17 protein-coding genes are annotated in these 16728 nt (G+C 67.7%); 10 read left to right on the plus strand and 7 right to left on the minus strand.

Annotated features, from left to right (window positions below; translation table 11 throughout):
• The first annotated feature begins 211 nt into the window (after window positions 1–211).
• The 5 genes from rho (at window position 212) to ribA (ending at window position 5269) form a co-directional block, all read left to right on the plus strand.
• On the plus strand, window positions 212–1468 hold the full coding sequence (gene rho, locus NS334_RS03105) for a transcription termination factor Rho (RefSeq protein ID WP_058754510.1): 1257 nt from the start codon (window positions 212–214) through the stop codon (window positions 1466–1468).
• Between the two features lie 292 nt (window positions 1469–1760).
• On the plus strand, window positions 1761–2492 hold the full coding sequence (locus NS334_RS03110; RefSeq protein ID WP_058754511.1) for a TerC family protein: 732 nt from the start codon (window positions 1761–1763) through the stop codon (window positions 2490–2492).
• A gap of 69 nt (window positions 2493–2561) precedes the next feature.
• Entirely contained in the window at window positions 2562–3170 is a 609-nt protein-coding gene (locus tag NS334_RS03115; RefSeq protein WP_058754512.1) for a LolA family protein, read from the plus strand.
• A gap of 261 nt (window positions 3171–3431) precedes the next feature.
• The gene (locus tag NS334_RS03120; protein WP_058754513.1) at window positions 3432–4214 is read left to right on the plus strand and encodes an exodeoxyribonuclease III; all 783 of its coding nucleotides are present in this window, start codon (window positions 3432–3434) and stop codon (window positions 4212–4214) included.
• Between the two features lie 32 nt (window positions 4215–4246).
• Window positions 4247–5269 (plus strand): GTP cyclohydrolase II, encoded by a 1023-nt coding sequence (gene ribA / locus NS334_RS03125; protein WP_058754629.1) that lies wholly within the window; start codon window positions 4247–4249, stop codon window positions 5267–5269.
• Between the two features lie 81 nt (window positions 5270–5350).
• Here the strand turns inward: ribA and NS334_RS03130 are convergent, their stop codons facing one another.
• Window positions 5351–6016: an HAD family hydrolase gene (locus NS334_RS03130; RefSeq protein WP_058754514.1), complete on the minus strand. Its 666-nt coding sequence runs from the start codon at window positions 6014–6016 to the stop codon at window positions 5351–5353.
• Window positions 6013–6708 carry a YggS family pyridoxal phosphate-dependent enzyme gene (locus NS334_RS03135; protein ID WP_241491789.1) on the minus strand — a complete coding sequence of 232 codons (696 nt, stop codon included), beginning with the start codon at window positions 6706–6708 and terminating at the stop codon, window positions 6013–6015. The genes NS334_RS03130 and NS334_RS03135 overlap by 4 nt, the downstream gene beginning before the upstream one ends.
• Here NS334_RS03135 and NS334_RS03140 point away from each other — a divergent pair.
• Window positions 6707–7282, plus strand: a complete 576-nt coding sequence (locus NS334_RS03140) for a thiamine phosphate synthase (protein ID WP_058754516.1) — start codon at window positions 6707–6709, stop codon at window positions 7280–7282. The genes NS334_RS03135 and NS334_RS03140 overlap by 2 nt on opposite strands.
• On the opposite strand, the gene NS334_RS03145 is transcribed toward NS334_RS03140, so the two are convergent.
• The gene (locus tag NS334_RS03145) at window positions 7255–7983 is read right to left on the minus strand and encodes a hypothetical protein (protein WP_058754517.1); all 729 of its coding nucleotides are present in this window, start codon (window positions 7981–7983) and stop codon (window positions 7255–7257) included. The two genes, NS334_RS03140 and NS334_RS03145, sit on opposite strands and share 28 nt — an antisense overlap.
• 202 nt (window positions 7984–8185) lie before the next feature.
• On the opposite strand from NS334_RS03145, the gene NS334_RS03150 reads away from it, so the two are divergent.
• From NS334_RS03150 to holA, 4 genes are read left to right on the plus strand one after another with little or no spacing between them, the layout of a single operon-like run.
• Entirely contained in the window at window positions 8186–8629 is a 444-nt protein-coding gene (locus NS334_RS03150; protein ID WP_058754630.1) for a DUF3576 domain-containing protein, read from the plus strand.
• 16 nt (window positions 8630–8645) lie between these two features.
• The gene (gene leuS, locus NS334_RS03155) at window positions 8646–11186 is read left to right on the plus strand and encodes a leucine--tRNA ligase (protein ID WP_058754631.1); all 2541 of its coding nucleotides are present in this window, start codon (window positions 8646–8648) and stop codon (window positions 11184–11186) included.
• Window positions 11187–11188: 2 nt separating this feature from the next.
• Entirely contained in the window at window positions 11189–11695 is a 507-nt protein-coding gene (gene lptE / locus NS334_RS03160; RefSeq protein WP_058754518.1) for an LPS assembly lipoprotein LptE, read from the plus strand.
• The gene (holA, locus tag NS334_RS03165; protein WP_058754519.1) at window positions 11692–12702 is read left to right on the plus strand and encodes a DNA polymerase III subunit delta; all 1011 of its coding nucleotides are present in this window, start codon (window positions 11692–11694) and stop codon (window positions 12700–12702) included. Before lptE ends, holA begins: the two co-directional genes overlap by 4 nt.
• On the opposite strand, the gene NS334_RS03170 is transcribed toward holA, so the two are convergent.
• The 4 genes from NS334_RS03170 to mnmG are packed head-to-tail and all read right to left on the minus strand — an operon-like array spanning window position 12699 to window position 16724.
• The gene (locus NS334_RS03170) at window positions 12699–13622 is read right to left on the minus strand and encodes a ParB/RepB/Spo0J family partition protein (RefSeq protein WP_058754520.1); all 924 of its coding nucleotides are present in this window, start codon (window positions 13620–13622) and stop codon (window positions 12699–12701) included. The genes holA and NS334_RS03170 overlap by 4 nt on opposite strands.
• A complete protein-coding gene (locus NS334_RS03175) occupies window positions 13619–14401 on the minus strand; it encodes a ParA family protein (protein ID WP_058754521.1) in 783 nt (260 codons plus the stop codon). Before NS334_RS03175 ends, NS334_RS03170 begins: the two co-directional genes overlap by 4 nt.
• Entirely contained in the window at window positions 14401–15006 is a 606-nt protein-coding gene (gene rsmG / locus NS334_RS03180) for a 16S rRNA (guanine(527)-N(7))-methyltransferase RsmG (protein WP_058754522.1), read from the minus strand. Before rsmG ends, NS334_RS03175 begins: the two co-directional genes overlap by 1 nt.
• A complete protein-coding gene (gene mnmG / locus NS334_RS03185) occupies window positions 15003–16724 on the minus strand; it encodes a tRNA uridine-5-carboxymethylaminomethyl(34) synthesis enzyme MnmG (RefSeq protein ID WP_058754632.1) in 1722 nt (573 codons plus the stop codon). The genes rsmG and mnmG overlap by 4 nt, the downstream gene beginning before the upstream one ends.
• Window positions 16725–16728: the final 4 nt, after the last annotated feature.

A 16728-nucleotide genomic window follows, 5' to 3' on the forward strand; every position in this document is an offset into this window, starting at 1 on the left:
TTTTGCGAAGACCTGCGCGTCTGGATTCCCGCCTTCGCGGGAATGACGGTGGGGTGACGTCGGCGCTTGACTAACCCGGGCGCGAATCATACCTCGCGCCCACGACGTCGCCGGTCCTCGGCGCGCGCCGTGTCCTCTACAGCTTCGTTTCTCGTGCGTTCTCCATCGCCGGCCGAGCTTTCCCCGACACCCGATCACATCGGACAGGTACATGCATCTCAAGGATTTGAAGAAGAAGGCCCCCGCCGAGCTGGTGCAGCTTGCCGAGGAGCTGGGCGTCGAGGGCGCCTCGACGCTGCGCAAGCAGGACCTGATGTTCGCGATCCTGAAGGTGCAGGCCGAGAACGGCGAGCAGATCATGGGCGAGGGCACGATCGAGGTGCTGCCCGACGGCTTCGGCTTCCTGCGCTCGGCGCAGGCGAACTATCTTGCCGGGCCGGACGATATCTATGTCAGCCCGAATCAGGTTCGCAAGCACGGGCTGCGCACCGGCGACACGGTCGAGGGCGAGATCCGCGGGCCGAAGGACGGCGAACGCTATTTCGCGCTGGTGAAGATCACGCAGGTCAATTTCGAGGAACCCGAGCGCGTCCGCCAGCGCGTGAACTTCGACAACCTCACGCCGCTGTACCCGGACGAGCGGCTGAAGATGGAAATCGAGGATCCGACGATCAAGGACAAGTCGGGCCGCGTGCTCGACGTGGTCGCGCCGATCGGCAAGGGCCAGCGCTGCCTGATCGTCGCCCCGCCGCGCGTCGGCAAGACGATCATGATGCAGAACATCGCCCGCGCGATCTCGCATAATCATCCGGAAGTGTTCCTGCTGGTGCTGCTGATCGACGAGCGGCCCGAGGAAGTCACCGACATGCAGCGCACGGTGAACGGCGAGGTGGTCAGCTCCACCTTCGACGAACCCGCGACGCGTCACGTCCAGGTCGCCGAGATGGTGATCGAAAAGGCCAAGCGCCTGGTCGAGCACAAGAAGGACGTGGTGATCCTGCTCGACAACATCACGCGTCTGGGCCGCGCCTACAACACCGTGGTCCCGTCGTCGGGCAAGGTGCTGACCGGTGGTGTCGATGCCAATGCGCTCCAGCGGCCGAAGCGCTTCTTCGGCGCGGCGCGTAACATCGAGGAGGGCGGGTCGCTGACGATCATCTCGACCTCGCTGATCGACACCGGCAGCCGCATGGACGAAGTGATCTTCGAAGAGTTCAAGGGCACCGGCAACGCCGAGATCGTGCTCGACCGCAAGGTGGCGGACAAGCGCATCTTCCCGGCGATCGACGTCGGCAAGAGCGGCACGCGCAAGGAAGAACTGCTGGTCGAGAAGGGCCAGCTGTCCAAGATGTGGGTGCTGCGCCGCATCCTGATGCAGATGGGTACCGTCGACGCGATGGAGTTCCTGCTGGGCAAGATGAAGGATTCGAAGACCAACGACGATTTCTTCGATTCGATGAATCAGTGACCGAGCATGGCCTGCCGCGTGCCGCGGCAGGACTCATGCCGGTCTGGCCGGCGGGTGCGCGCCAGCGTACCCGACCGACGACGCGGGCTTTGCCCGCGACGCTCCTCCCCGTCATCGGACACCGGCCTGCGCCGGGGTGACGCAGCGTTGGTGACGATCTCCCGACTCTGGCCGGGGTCCACTGAGCCGCTGTTCCTGCGCCCGACCCCATGGCAATCCTCCGCTGGAACGTTATGCGGCGCAGCATCATTGATGTCCGTCGCATACGGCCGGTCGAACAGGGAGTGACCATTTGAGCCTCATCGCCACGCTTGCCGCGGCCGCTGCCGCCGCGCCCGTCCAGGGGCCGGGGTCGCTTGGCGACATCTGGCAGCATATCGTTGCCGATTTCTCGAACCTGTCCGATCCGGCGGCACTGGCGGCGTTCGGGTCGGTGCTGATGATCGATCTGGTGCTGGCGGGCGACAATGCGATCGTCGTCGGCGCGCTGGCGGCCGGGTTGCCGGCGGAGCAGCGCCGGAAGGTGATCCTGATCGGGATCGGCGCCGCGCTGGTGCTGCGCATCCTGTTCGCGCTGATCGTCACCTGGCTGATGGGGATCGTCGGGCTGATTTTCGCGGGCGGGCTGCTGCTGCTCTGGGTGAGCTGGAAGTTCTGGCGCGAGATCCGCAGCGGAGGCCATTCCGAGCGGGAGGCGGATGACGGATCGGGCGCGGTCAAGCCGGTCAGGAGCTTCGCCGCCGCGGCCTGGGCGGTGGCGGTCGCCGACGTGTCGATGAGCCTCGACAACGTGCTGGCGGTGGCCGGCGCGGCGCGCGAGCATCCGGGCATCCTGGTGATCGGGCTGTTGCTGTCGGTGGCGCTGATGGGGCTGGCGGCCAATTTCATCGCGCGGATCATCGATCGTTATCGCTGGATCGCCTATGTCGGGCTGGCGGTGATCCTGTTCGTGGCGCTGCGCATGATCTACGAGGGGTGGGTCGGCGCGGAGACGACGCCGGGGCTGGTGACGCTGTTCACCTGACCGGGGTTCACGGCGGGTTCAACGCCGCCGTGGCACGTGAGCGGCTCTTCGATCCTGTCAGGAGACATCATGTCGAACATGCTTCTGCCGCTGGCGGCGATGGTCGCGGTGGCCGCGCCGGCGGCGGCGCAGACCGGTGATCTGGCCGCCGTGCAGCGGCACCTTGGCGATGTCCAGTCGATGACCGCCGCCTTTACGCAGACCGATCGCAACGGGCAGGTGCTGACCGGCACGCTGACGCTGAAGAAGCCGGGCAAGGTGCGGTTCCAGTATCAGAAGGGCGTGCCGCTGCTGATCGTCGGCGACGGCAAGGCGCTGACCTTCGTCGATTATTCGGTGAATCAGGTGCAGCGCTGGCCGATCGGCAATTCGCCGCTGGGCGTGCTGCTGGACCCCAGCCGCGACATTTCGCGCTATGCCAAGGTGGTGCCGTCACCCAATCCGGCGGTGCTGTCGGTCGAGGCCTATGACCCGAAGCATCCGGAATATGGGCGCACGACGCTGGTCTTCGCGCGCAACGCCGCCGCGCCGGGCGGGCTGATGCTGCAAGGCTGGGCGGCGCTCGACAGCCAGGGCAATCGCACCACGATCCGGCTGAGCGACCAGAAGTTCAACGTGCCGGTGTCGAACGACGCCTTCCGCTGGACCGATCCGCGGCGGCGCGGTCGCACGGGATAAAAAGCGCAAATTTTTCCAATTCGTTCATCTGAGCGAAAGGGAGGGGGCGGTAGATACATCAGCACGGTCGGTGGGCCGCCGGGATTTTCCCCCCTGTTGCCCGGTGCCTCCACTTACCGCTTGCGTGACGAACGCTGAGTCGGCCCTCGCTCCATGCCCCCGGAGCGGGGGCCTTTCTCGTAGCGCGCAGGCGGGCGATGTACCGGAGCGCGACCGGCGGGCCGCTTGTGGGATCCGACCTGCGAAGCTAGTCACCTCGCCGTGAAGATCGTGTCCTGGAACATCAACTCCGTCCGCTTCCGGCTGGAGATCGTCGAGCAATTCCTGCGCGAGGCGCAGCCTGACGTGCTGTGCCTGCAGGAAACCAAGGTGATCGACGCCGACTTCCCGGTCGCGGCGTTCCGGGCGCTCGGCTACGACCATGTGCTGCTGCACGGGCAGCGGATGCATCACGGCGTGGCGATCGTCGCGCGCGTGCCGGTGGTCGAGGACGACCGGCTCGACTGGCAGGCCAATCGCGAGGCCCGGCATCTGGGCGTCCGCCTGCCGAACGGCGTGCGGATCGAGAACGTCTATGTCCCCGCCGGCGGCGACGTTCCCGACCGCGACGTGAATCCGAAGTTCGGGCAGAAGCTGGATTTCGTCGAGCGCATGACGCGCTGGTCGGAATCGCTGGCGGCGCCGACGATCCTGACCGGCGACTTCAACATCGCGCCGCTGCCCAGCGACGTGTGGAGTCACAAGGCGCTGCTGAAGGTCGTCAGCCATACGCCGGTCGAGGTCGAGGCGCTCGACCGGCTGAAGGCGTCGAACGACTGGGTCGATCTGGGGCGGCATTTCCACCCCGCACCGGCGCGGCTGCACACGTGGTGGAGCTATCGCTCGCCCGACTGGACGAAGAACGATCGCGGCCGGCGGCTGGACCATATGTGGGCGACCGGCGATGTCGCGAAGACCGCGGCGTCGCACACGGTGTTCGAGACGTGCCGCAGCTGGCTGAAGCCGTCCGACCATGTGCCGATCATGACCGAGTTCGACTGGTGAGCGCGCAGGATGCCGCGCGCGCGATCGACGCGATGCGGCGGGGGTGGCCGATCACGATCCAGGCGGAGGGCGAGCCGCCGCTGACGCTGCTGGCGATCGAAACCGCCGATGCGGAGCGGCTGGCGCGCTTCGCGGCCGAGCGTGGCTATGACGTGCTGCTGTCCAACGGTCGTGCGGAAACGCTGAAACTGACCAACCAGCGCGCGGCGGCGGATCCCGACGCGCCGGTGCAGATCGAACATGCGCCATGGTTCGACATGGCGCTGGCGACCGCGCTGGCCGATCCGCAACTGGATCTGGCGACGCCGATGAAGGGACCGTTCCGCACGATCGCGCCGGGTTCGCCCCGCGCGGCGACGGCGGCGCTGCGGCTGGCGCGGATCGCCGGATTGCTGCCCGCCTATGTCGTCGGGGGGAGCGAGGTGCAGGATGTGGTGCGCGTCGAGGATATCGATGCGCATGAGGATGCGACACGGCTGATGATCGCGGTGCGCGCGCGGTTGCCGGTCGCACAGGCCGAGGATGCGGAGATCGTCGCCTTCCGCTCGCCCGAGAGTGCCGACGAACATGTCGCGCTGGTGATCGGATCGTCCGACGGCACGCCGCCGCTGGTGCGGTTGCATAGCGAGTGCCTGACGGGGGATGTGCTGGGCAGCCTGAAATGCGACTGCGGGCCGCAGCTTGACGCCGCGATTCGCGCGATCCGGCAAGCCGGGTGGGGCGTGCTGCTGTACCTGCGGCAGGAAGGGCGGGGGATCGGGCTGATCAACAAGCTGCGCGCCTATGCCCTTCAGGATCAGGGGTTCGACACGGTCGACGCCAATACCCGGCTGGGCTTTGCGATCGATGCGCGCGATTTCGGCGTGGCGGCGCGGATGCTGGCGCTGCTGGGGCAGGAGCGGGTGCGGCTGCTCACCAACAATCCCGCGAAGGTCGCCGGGCTGGAAGCGGCGGGGATCACGGTGGTCGAACGCGTGCCGCACGCGCTGCCCGCCAATCCGCACAACGAACGTTATCTGGCGACCAAGCGCGACCGGACCGGTCATCAGCTCTGAGTCTCGGTCGTGCGGCGCGCGCGCCCTGCCAGGCGGGGGGCCGACCGGCCTAGACGCCCATCAAGGGTGACCGGGTCGCCGTCAGTGGAGTAGCGCCGTGACCTCGGCGAAGTCACGCGCCACGGCGTTCACGCCGATCGCGCGCAGCCGCTCACCATGGTCGGGGGCGCAATGCTCGCCCGCGACCAGCCCGATGACGAACGCGCCGCTTGCCACCGCACCGGTCGCGCCGATGGGCGAGTCCTCGATGATCGCACACCGTTCGATCGCGACGCCCAGCTTTTCGGCTGCCAGCCAGTAGAGATCGGGGTTCGGCTTGCCGCGCGCGACATGCTCCGCGCCCGAATAGAGGTGCTCGCCGAACGCATCGCGCAGATCGAGATGATCGAGGTGGGTCGCGATCCAGCGCACGCGGCTGGACGACACGACCGCGCGCTTGAGGGTCGCGGGGAGCGCGCGGACGAAGGCGACCGCACCCGCGACCTCGGCAATCCCCTCGCGCAGGCAGCGTTCGTCCTCCGCCGACCGCGCCGCGCGGAAATCGTCCGGAATCGGCCGTCCGATCCATGTTTCGACCGCGCCCAGGAAATCCGTGCCTGACAGGCCCATGAATCGCGCCATCGACTCTTCGGCGGTGGTCGGGTGGCCGATGCCGGTGAGATAGTCGGCGAGGTGGCGGTTCCCGAGCGACTCGCTTTCGATCAGCACGCCGTCGAAGTCGAAGAGCAAGGCGTCGAAGCGGGTCATGCGGGGGTTCCCTGGCGATGTCCGAACAGTGCGGAGCCGACGCGGACATGCGTGGCGCCCAGCGACACCGCCTGTTCGACATCCTCCGACATGCCCATGCTGAGCCCGGCGATACCGTGATCGCGCGCGATCTTCGCCAGCAGCGCGAAATAGGGCGCGGGCTCGATCCCGGCGGGCGGAACGCACATCAACCCGACGATCGGCAGCGCGGCGCTGCGCGCCTCCGCGAGCAGGGCGGGCACGTCGGCGATCGCGCACCCGCCCTTCTGTTCCTCGGCACCGATATTGACTTGGACGAAGCAATCGGGGCGGCGACCGGTGGCATCCATCGCGCGCGCGAGCGCGGCGATCAGCGAAGAGCGGTCGACGCTATGGATCGCATCGGCCAGCGCCACCGCGTCGGCGGCCTTGTTCGATTGCAATTGCCCGACAAGATGCAATCGGAAATCGGCGAATTCCTCGCGCAGCGCGGGCCATTTTTCCTGCGCCTCCTGCACGCGATTCTCGCCGAAGTCGCGCTGCCCGGCGAGCAGCAGCGGGCGGATCGCATCGGCGGGGTGCGTCTTCGACACCGCGATCAGCGTGACATCGGCAGGATCGCGGCGCGCGGGGCGTGCAGCGGACGCGATGCGCGCGTGGAGCGCGGCGAGACGGTCGTCGGGAGTCATCGCGGGCGCTATACGGACCGCCATGCGTGCCCGCCACCCCATCTGCTGGCTGATGACCGACGAACGGTTGGGGGACGGGCTGTGGGATGCGCTGGAGCGCCTGCCGCGCGGGGCCGGGGTGGTGTTCCGGCATCATGCGACCCCGAGCGGGGAACGGCGGCGGTTGTTCGCGAAGGTCGCGCGCGTCGCACGGGCGCGCGGGCTGGTGCTGGTCCGCGCGGGAGCGGTTCGGATGCGCGGCGAGCAGGGGGTGCACAAGCGGCGCGGCGCGGGGCTGGTGACGTGGCCCGCGCATGACCGGCGCGAGGCGGTGGCGGCGGTGCGCGCGGGGGCGAGGGTGGTGTTCGTGTCGCCGCTGTTTGCGACCCGGTCCCATCCCGGTGCGCCCGCGCTGGGGAAGGCTCGCGCCGCGACGATCGCGCGCGGTCTTCCGGTGACGGCGATCGCGCTGGGCGGGATGGATGCGCGGCGCTGGCGCGATGTGCGGGCGCTGGGGTTCGACGGCTATGCGGCGATCGATGCGTGGTTGTTGACGCGCCGTGATGGCGGGGACTGTCACGACGCGAGGCGTCAGAAGCGGAAGGCGGTGCCCACGTAGATCGCCTGACTGTCACGGCGATCGTCGTCGATGCGTGTCAGGCGCTCGCGATCGGTCTTCAGCCGCATCCCGGCCGTCAGGTCGAGGTTGCGGGTGATCGAATAGCTGCCGCCGACATCGATCGAATAGCTGTTCGGCTCGGCGAGCGCGCGCGGGGTGCCGGGCAGCGGCCGATCCGCACTGGCGCCGACGCGGCCGGACCACTTGGTGCCAGAATAGCTCAGCGCGACATCCGCCGCCTCGCGGCTGCCGGGCATGCCGGCGAGATCGACCTTAGCGACGTCGCCGGAGATCGCGAACCGCTTCCAGCCGACGGCGACGCCCAGGTTATAGGCGATCGGGGCGAGGCCGACCGTCGCCGGCGCCGCGACGGCGGCGTAGCGCGTGGAATCGCGCGCGGTGGTGGCGGAGCGGGCACGAACCGCGACGGTGACGGCGCGATTGCCGATCCGCGATTCGGACGGCGTGAACCGGAAGCCGCTGGCATCCAGTCCGCCGCGGGCGAACAGCGCGGCCAGCTTCGGATCGGCGGCGGAGGGCGTGAACGATCCCGCGATGCGCGGTGCGGCCGACAGCCTGCGCACCTGCCGCGGGGTAGGATCGGCGGCACCGAGCGCGGGCACAGCAGCGACCGCGGCCGCCACAAGGGCAACCCCGATACCAGCAGCGATGCGGCGTCCAGCGGCCACGATCGAATCCATCCCCTTTTGCCTGACGAATCCGTCAGACCGATGGAGCGGGCCTAACAGGAATCCGTTCCAAGTCCATGACCGCCTCCACGCTTTATCCCGGACCTGTTGCATCATGTCCACAATGTGGCGTGCTTGCGGGGGGACATGGGGGCGGGTAGAGCGGCGGGATCACTTCCTTCCGATCACCGAACTTCCTGTAAGGACGATGCCGATGTTCCGCCCCTTGCGTCTTGCGGCTGGTCTGTCCGCCGCCGTTGCCGTGTCGCTGTCCCTGTCGGCATGTGGCGGGCGGGCGCGCCCGGAGAGCGACCTTGCCGCGTCGAAGGTCACCACGATCGGCGTCAACAGCTATCTGTGGCGCGCGACGCTCGACACGCTCAGCTTCATGCCGCTGTTGCAGACCGATTCCAACGGCGGCGTGATCGTCACCGACTGGTACGTGAACCCGCAGACGCCCGGCGAACGGATGAAGGTGACGGTGTCGATCCTCGACCAGGATCTGCGCGCCGATGCGGTGCGCGTCGCGGCGCTGCGCGAGGTGAATCGCGGCGGGCAGTGGGTGTCGGCGCCGGTCGAGGCCGCGACGACGCAGAAGCTGGAGGACATCATCCTCACCCGCGCCCGCGACCTGCGCCGTGGCGCGATCACCGGCTGAGGCGACGACGACGATCATGGCCACCCGTTTCAATGCCCTGAAGGCCGACGCGCACTGGCAGCGCGTCTGGGACGATGCGAGCACCTTCGCCGCGCGTGACGACAGCCCCAAGCCGAAAAGCTACGTGCTGGAGATGTTCCCCTATCCGTCGGGGAAGATCCACATGGGGCACGTCCGCAATTACACGATGGGCGACGTGCTGGCGCGCTATCGCCGGATGACAGGGCATGAGGTGCTGCATCCGATGGGATGGGATGCCTTCGGGATGCCGGCCGAGAATGCGGCGATGGAGCGGGGCGTTCATCCCGGATCGTGGACGCGCGCCAATATCGCGACGATGAAGGCGCAGTTGAAGCGGCTGGGCTTCGCGCTGGACTGGTCGCGCGAGCTGGCGACATGCGAGCCCGAATATTACGGCCACGAACAGGCGCTGTTCCTCGACTTCCTGAAGGCGGGTCTGGTCTATCGCAAGGAATCGGCGGTCAACTGGGACCCGGTCGACATGACCGTGCTGGCCAACGAACAGGTGATCGACGGGCGCGGCTGGCGCTCCGGCGCGCTGGTTGAGAAGCGCAAGCTGAGCCAGTGGTTCCTGAAGATCACGCAGTTCGCCGACGAGCTGATCGAGGGGCTGGGGTCGCTCGACCAATGGCCCGACAAGGTCCGGCTGATGCAGGAGAACTGGATCGGGAAGAGTCAGGGGCTGCAATTCCGCTTCGCCTTGTCCGACGGCGGATCGGTCGAGGTGTTCACGACGCGGCCCGACACGATGTTCGGCGCCAGCTTCGTCGCGGTCGCGGCCGATCATCCGATCGCGCAAGGACTCGCCGCGTGCGATCCGGCGGCGGCGGCGTTTGTCGAACGCTGCAAGCAGGGCGGCACCACCGCCGCCGAGCTGGAGACGCAGGAGAAGCTGGGGTACGACACCGGGCTGACCGCGACCCATCCGTTCGGCGCGGGCGAACTGCCGGTGTTCATCGCGAACTTCGTGCTGATGGATTACGGCACCGGCGCGGTGTTCGGCGTCCCCGCGCATGACCAGCGCGATTTCGACTTCGCGACCAAATATGCGCTGCCGATCCGCCGCGTCGTGGCCGAGGGCGAGAAGACCGACGCCGCGTTCCACGACGACGCGGCCTATAGCGGCCCCGGCAAGCTGGTGAACTCGCATTTCCTCGACGGGCTCGACATCGATGCCGCCAAGCGCGAAGTGATCCGGCGCGCCGAGGCGGGCGGTTGGGGGCAGGGGGCGACCGTCTATCGCCTTCGCGACTGGGGCGTCAGCCGCCAGCGGTATTGGGGCACGCCGATCCCGATCATCCATTGCGCGACCTGCGGCGAGGTGCCGGTGCCGCGCGCGCAATTGCCGGTGACGCTGCCCGAGGACGTCACCTTCGACGTGCCCGGCAACCCGCTCGACCGCCATCCGACGTGGAAGCATGTCGCCTGTCCGTCGTGCGGTGGCGATGCGCTGCGCGATACCGATACGCTGGACACGTTCGCAGATTCGTCGTGGTATTTCATTCGCTTCGCCAGCCAGCCCGATGACAAGCCGTTTGATCGCGCGGTCGCCGAAAGCTGGTTGCCGGTCGGGCAGTATATCGGCGGGGTCGAGCATGCGATCCTCCACCTGCTGTATGCGCGCTTCTGGACGCGGGCGTTGCGCCATGTCGGGCTGATCGACGTCGCCGAGCCGTTCACCGGGCTGTTCACGCAGGGGATGGTGACGCACGAGACGTATCAGCTCGACCTGCCCGACTATGACGGCCCCGCCAGCGCCTTGTGGGTGTCGCCCGCCGACCTGACCGTTGGCGAAGAGGGCAAGTTGTTCTTCCGAACCGAGGACGCGACGATGATTCCGATCGTTCGCGGTCGCGTCGAGAAGATGTCCAAGTCGAAGAAGAACACTGTCGATCCCGAGCCGATCGTCGATCAGTATGGCGCGGACGCGGTGCGCTGGTTCATGCTCTCCGATTCCCCGCCCGAGCGCGATCTGGAGTGGAGCGAGAACGGCATCGAGGGCGCGTGGCGCTTTGTCCAGCGGCTGTGGCGGCTGTTCGAGGCGGAGAAGGGTGGGGAGGGCGTCGACGCGGCGCTGGATCGCAAGCTGCACCGCACGATCGCCGATGTCGCCGCCGCGATCGAGGCGCTGTCGTTCAACAAGGCGGTCGCCAGGCTCTACGAACTGGTCACCGCGATCGAGAAGGCCGCGCCCTCGGGATCGCGCGATGCCGCGATCGCCACGCTGATGCGACTGGTTGCGCCGATGGCGCCGCATATCGCGGAGGAGGCGTGGGCGGCGCATGGCAGCGGCGGGCTGATCGCCGATGCCGACTGGCCGGCCGTCGATGCCGCGTTGCTGGTCGAGGACGAGGTGACTATCGCGGTGCAGGTCAACGGGAAGCTGCGCGACACGCTGACGCTCGCCAAGGGGCTGGACAGGCAAGAGGCCGAGAGCGCCGCGCTGGCGTCGGAAAAGATCGTGCGCGCACTGGAGGGAAAGACGCCGCGCAAGGTGATCGTGGTTCCCGACCGGCTCGTGAACATCGTCGCGTGAGCATGGGCAGGCTTCTCGCGGCGTTGGTCGCGGTCGCGGTGCCGCTGTCGGGCTGCGGGCTGAAGCCGCTCTATACCGGCGGCGGCGGGGGGCCGATCGCCGCCACGCTGGGCGAGATCGCGGTCGCGCCGATCGAGGGCAAGGCCGGGTGGCTGGTGAGCGGTGCGTTGCGTGAGCGGCTGGCGGCGCTGGGCGGCGGCACGGCGCGCTATCGCCTGAACGTGCGGCTGGACGACCGGATCATCGGCCTGGCGGCGCGCAGCGACGATTCGATCGCGCGCGAACGCCGGACGCTGCGCGCACGCTATCAGCTGATCGATGACGCGAGCGGGACGGTGGTGCTGGACGCTACCGCCGGGTCGGACGCCGGGATCGACGTGGTCGGCTCCGAATATGCGACGATTGCTGCCGAAAGCACGGCGCTGGAGCGGCTGTCGGAGACGATCGCGGACCAGATCGTCGCGCGGCTGGCACTCTATGCGCGGCGGACGCAGCCGACGCGGCCATGAAGGCGACCGAGGCGCGGCTGAACGCGGCGCTGGACCGGCCACCGGCGGACATACGGCTGTACCTGCTCTATGGACCCGACGAGGCGGTGGCGCAGGCCTTCGTCGCCCGCTTGGCCCGCGCCCTGGGGGCGGGGGTGGAGCGCGTCGATCTGGACGGCGCCACCCTGCGCGGCGACCCGGCGCGGCTGGCCGATGAGGCGGCGGCTATCTCGCTGTTCGGCGGTACGCGTTTTATTCGAGTCAGCGCGGCGGGGGAGGAGTCGCTCGAGGCGGTCGAGTCGTTGCTGCAGGCCGATCGGGCGGGCAATCCGGCGATCATGCTGGCGCCGGGCGTTAAGGCGACGGGCAAGCTGGTGAAGGCGGCGCTCGATTCGGATCGCGTGCTCGCCTTCGCCTGCTATCCGCCCAACGCGCGTGATGCCACGGCGATCGTGACCGATCTGGCGCGCGCTTCGGGATTGCGGCTGAGTGCGGCAGCGGTGCAGCGGATCATTCGCGGAAGCGACGGCGACCGGGCGGTGATGATGCGCGAGGTGGAGAAGCTGGCGCTCTATGTCGATGCGGCGGCCGACCGGCCCGTGGATGTCGAGGATGCGGCGCTGGAGGCGGTCGGCGCAGAGATCGCCGAAGGTGAAATCGGGGAGATCGTGCTGGCGGCGACCGCCGGAGAGATGCCGGCGTTGATCGAGGGTTTGCGGCGGATGAATGGCCCGGATGCCTCACCGATTCCGATCCTGCGGGCGCTGGGGCGACGATTGCTGATGCTGGCCGAGATGCGCGCAGCCGTCGACGGCGGCGACGCGCTGGACCAGATCATGAAGCGGCATCGCGTCTTCTGGCGCGAGGAGGCGGCGACGGCGACAGCGGTGCGGCGCTGGACGGTGCCGGCGCTGATCGCTGCGCAGCGGGCGACGCGCCGGACCGAGCGTGAGGTGATCGGGGCGGGCCCGGCGGGGCGGGCGGTGGCGGATACGTTCCTGCTCCGCCTTGCCCGATCGCTGCGCTAGATCCGCTCGCCACTGAGCCGCTGGCAGACCATGTCGAGCTGCTCCAGCGAACTATAGTCCAGGGTGATCGAACCACGGCCATCGTCGCTGAACGTGATGTGCACGTGCAGCCCGAGGAGGTCGGCAAGCTGATTTTCCAGCGCGGCGATATCCGCGCTGCCGGCATGGCCCTGAGCGGTAACACCGGCGGGGCGAGGGGCGGGGGCACGGACACCACCCGGACCGTGTTTGTCCTGGCTGGCCAGCTTCTCCGTCTGTCGCACCGACAGACCCTGGCTCAGCACCTGATCAGCGAGCGCGACCGGATCGGCGGCGCCGACCAGCGCGCGAGCGTGGCCCATCGCCAATTTGCCGTCGACGACCTGCGCCTGCACTTCCTCGGGCAGGTCGAGCAGACGCAACAGGTTGGCGACATGGCTACGCGATTTGTGGACGGCGCGGGCAAGCTCTTCCTGCGTATGGCCGAACTCGTCGAGCAGCCGCTGATAGGCGCGGGCCTCTTCGATCGCGTTCAGATCCTGCCGTTGGATGTTCTCCAGCAGCGCGATCTGCAGCGTTTCGCTGTCCGAATAGTCGCGGACGACAACAGGCACCTCGTGAAGACGCGCGCGCTGCGCCGCCCGCCAGCGCCGCTCGCCGGCAACGATCTGGAAGTCCTGACCGTGCGGGCGGACGATGATCGGCTGGATGACCCCGCGCTGCGCGATTGATGCGGCCAGTTCGTCGAGCGCGGCTTCGTCGAAGTGACGGCGCGGCTGATCGGGATGCGGCGCGATCGCGGAAACAGGGATCATCCGTACCGCGCCGCGCGCGCTGCCCTGTTCGCCGGTGTCGCGCTCATCCTGCGCGACGTCGCCCAACAGGGCGTTCAATCCACGACCCAGGCCACCCCGTGCCCGCCGGCTGCCAACATCACTCACGCTGCTTCATTCTCCAGTTGCGGCAGACGCCGGATCAATTCGCGGGCGAGGGCCATATAGGCTTCCGAGCCGCTGCATTTGTGATCGTAGATCAGCGCCGGCAGGCCGTGGCTCGGCGCTTCGGAAAGGCGAACGTTGCGGGGGATGACGGTGTCAAACACGACATTCCCCAGAACCGCACGCACGTCGGTCGACACCTGCTCGGTCAGGCGGTTGCGACGGTCGAACATGGTCAGCGCGACGCCGATGATCGAAAGCGCCGGGTTGAAGCGCGATCGGATGCGCTCGACTGTGTTGAGTAATTGGCTGAGCCCCTCCAGCGCGAAGAACTCGCATTGCAGCGGCACGAGAAGCGCATCGGCGGCGACCATCGCGTTGATGGTCAACAATCCCAACGACGGGGGGCAGTCGATCAGCACGATGTCCCAGGAGCGTTTCGCCTGTTGGAAAGCCCGCCGCAGCCGATGAGTGCGTTGTTCCAGCTCGACCAGTTCGATCTCCGCGCCCGACAGATCGACGGTGGCGGGCAGGACATCGAGCAGTGGAATCTCGGTCGCGACGGCGGCCTCGGCCACCCCGTCGCTGTCGATCAGCACATCGTAGCTGGAGCGTTGACGCTGCGCTTGGTTGATGCCGAGTCCGGTCGATGCATTCCCTTGCGGATCGAGGTCGACCAGAAGAACCTTGTGTCCGGACGCGGCGAGGGCGGTGGCGAGATTAATCGCGCTCGTCGTTTTCCCGACACCCCCTTTTTGGTTGGCAACGGCGATGCAGAACATCAGGTCATCACTCCATCAGCCAGGACGATCGCTGACTCGGCATCCGTGACGCTATGTTCCACGTGAAACATTCGGCGCAGGTCGCGAGGCAGTTCCTGCACCTCCCTAGCACCATTGCGACCACGCGGAAGGACCATTCGTGTCCTTGCGTGGCGAAGGTGACGCGTGATGGCGATCAGTTGTGGGATGCCCGCCACCGCGCGCGCGCTGATGATGTCGTACTGCCCCGTCACCGCTTCCGCCTTTGCCGTCAGCACGGTGGCGTTCGATAGCGCTAGAGCTCCCGCCGCATGGCGCAGGAAGTCGGCGCGCTTCGGCCGTGGTTCGACCAACGTCACGGGTCGGTCGAGCAGGATTGCAATCACCATTCCGGGGAAGCCCGCGCCCGAGCCGACGTCCAGCCAGCTTGTCGGCGCCTGCGCGTGTAGCAGCAGTTGCGCAGAGTCGGCGAGATGGCGATTCCAGATCGCGGCGCACGTCGCGGGAGAGATGAGGTTTTGCGCCTGATTCTCTTGGATGACCATCTCCCCGAAGCGGGCAAGGATCGCCACTCGTTCGCTGCCGCAGCGCGCCTCGCACCAGGAACGTGCTTCATCTTCGGTCATGTCTTGCGCCTCGAATGCAACCACAGCGCGGCGAGCGCCGCAGGGGTGACACCGCGCACGCGCGATGCCTCGTCAAGCGTGCCGGGCCGCGACTGGCCGAGGCGCTCGATCATCTCGGTCGATAGCCCGGGGATCGCGGCGAGCGCGGCGGGTGCGCTGTCGATCGCGATACCCCCATCACGGCGCATCCGCTCGATCTCCTGCGCCTGCCGCTCAAGATAGGGCGCGTAGCGGCGGTCCTCCTCGACTTCGCGGATGAGATCGGGGTCGGCGTCTACCGTCGCGGGATCAGGCGCCACGCGGAGCGACGCGCGTTGCGCCATGCGCCGCTCGACATGCGCCTTACGCGTGTCGCCGAGGCAGCCTACCTCGTTCGCCCAATCGGATAGCCGGGCCTCGGCATTGTCGGCACGTAACGCCAATCGATACTCTGCGCGCGCCGTCAGCATCCGGTACGGTTCGCTGACGCCCTGCAACACCAGATCGTCGATCATGACGCCGATATAGCCCGTTGCCCGGTCGATGATCGCGGCGGCGGTATCGAGTGCGTGGGCGGCAGCGTTCAATCCGGCGATCACCCCTTGCGCGGCAGCCTCCTCATACCCCGTGGTGCCGTTCAATTGTCCGGCGCAGAAGACGCCCGGCAAAGCGCGGAGTGCCAGGCGATGATCGAGCGACCGGGGATCGATATAGTCATACTCCACCGCATAGCCCCATTGGGTGATCGCCGCGCGTTCCAAGCCGGCGATCGACTGGATCATCGCCTGTTGCGCCTCGATCGACAAAGAGGTCGAAATGCCGTTCGGGTAGACCACGTGATCGTCCAGACCCTCCGGCTCCAGAAAGATCTGATGCCCGTCCCGATCGGCAAAGCGATGAACCTTGTCCTCGATGGAGGGACAATAGCGCGGACCGCCGCCCTCGATGGCGCCCGAGAACAGCGGCGATGTGTCGAGGTGAGCGCTGATGATCTCATGCGTGCGCGTGTTCGTGCGGGTGATCGCGCAGGCGAGCTGCGGCAGCCGTGGGCCGCTGGCCATCGGTGACATGCGCCACGGTTCGTCGTCTGACGGCTGTGGTTCCAGCACGGCCCAGTCGATCGTGCGACCGTCGAGGCGAGGGGGCGTGCCGGTCTTCAGTCGCCCCATCGGCAGTGCCAGAGCGCGAAGCTGTTCCGCCAGCAGGGCAGCAGGGCGTTCTCCGACACGACCACCAGCCTCACGATCGTTGCCACGGTAGATTCGGCCAGCCAGAAACGTTCCGGTGGCAAGCACAACGGCGCGCGCAGCAAAATGGGCGCCGTCCGAGAAGATCACGCCGGCAAGCTCATCCTTGTCGAGCCACAATTGTCCGACTTCGCCCTCGATGACCTCGAGGTTGGAAAGGTGTCGAAGCTGTCGCTGAATGGAAGCGCGATATCGTTGTCGATCCGCTTGCACCCTTGGACCCTGCACGGCGAGGCCCTTCGACCGGTTGAGCATCCGATAGTGCAGGGCGGCGTCGTCCGCAGCGATCGCCATCAAGCCATCGAGGGCATCGACCTCGCGCACGAGATGGCCTTTTCCTAGGCCCCCAATCGACGGATTGCACGACATGGTTCCGACGTGCGCTGCGGATTGCGTTACCAATGCAACCCGGGCCCCGCGCCGTGCCGCAGCCGCGGCGGCCTCCGTTCCGGCATGGCCACCTCCGACCACCACCACGTCAAACTGTTTCACGTGG

The sequence above is a fragment of the Sphingomonas endophytica genome, from assembly GCF_001476895.1.
Taxonomy (GTDB): domain Bacteria; phylum Pseudomonadota; class Alphaproteobacteria; order Sphingomonadales; family Sphingomonadaceae; genus Sphingomonas; species Sphingomonas endophytica_A.

What these genes read in the sequence shown, in the direction of transcription:
- holA (WP_058754519.1), top strand. Translation starts at nt 11,692, where the DNA reads ATGAAGGCGACCGAGGCGCGGCTGAACGCGGCGCTGGACCGGCCACCG.
- leuS (WP_058754631.1), top strand. Translation starts at nt 8,646, where the DNA reads ATGGCCACCCGTTTCAATGCCCTGAAGGCCGACGCGCACTGGCAGCGC.
- lptE (WP_058754518.1), top strand. Translation starts at nt 11,189, where the DNA reads ATGGGCAGGCTTCTCGCGGCGTTGGTCGCGGTCGCGGTGCCGCTGTCG.
- NS334_RS03130 (WP_058754514.1), bottom strand. Translation starts at nt 6,016, where the DNA reads ATGACCCGCTTCGACGCCTTGCTCTTCGACTTCGACGGCGTGCTGATC.
- NS334_RS03175 (WP_058754521.1), bottom strand. Translation starts at nt 14,401, where the DNA reads ATGTTCTGCATCGCCGTTGCCAACCAAAAAGGGGGTGTCGGGAAAACG.
- NS334_RS03145 (WP_058754517.1), bottom strand. Translation starts at nt 7,983, where the DNA reads ATGGATTCGATCGTGGCCGCTGGACGCCGCATCGCTGCTGGTATCGGG.
- NS334_RS03135 (WP_241491789.1), bottom strand. Translation starts at nt 6,708, where the DNA reads ATGGCGGTCCGTATAGCGCCCGCGATGACTCCCGACGACCGTCTCGCC.
- rho (WP_058754510.1), top strand. Translation starts at nt 212, where the DNA reads ATGCATCTCAAGGATTTGAAGAAGAAGGCCCCCGCCGAGCTGGTGCAG.
- ribA (WP_058754629.1), top strand. Translation starts at nt 4,247, where the DNA reads ATGCGGCGGGGGTGGCCGATCACGATCCAGGCGGAGGGCGAGCCGCCG.
- NS334_RS03140 (WP_058754516.1), top strand. Translation starts at nt 6,707, where the DNA reads ATGCGTGCCCGCCACCCCATCTGCTGGCTGATGACCGACGAACGGTTG.
- NS334_RS03150 (WP_058754630.1), top strand. Translation starts at nt 8,186, where the DNA reads ATGTTCCGCCCCTTGCGTCTTGCGGCTGGTCTGTCCGCCGCCGTTGCC.
- rsmG (WP_058754522.1), bottom strand. Translation starts at nt 15,006, where the DNA reads ATGACCGAAGATGAAGCACGTTCCTGGTGCGAGGCGCGCTGCGGCAGC.
- NS334_RS03115 (WP_058754512.1), top strand. Translation starts at nt 2,562, where the DNA reads ATGTCGAACATGCTTCTGCCGCTGGCGGCGATGGTCGCGGTGGCCGCG.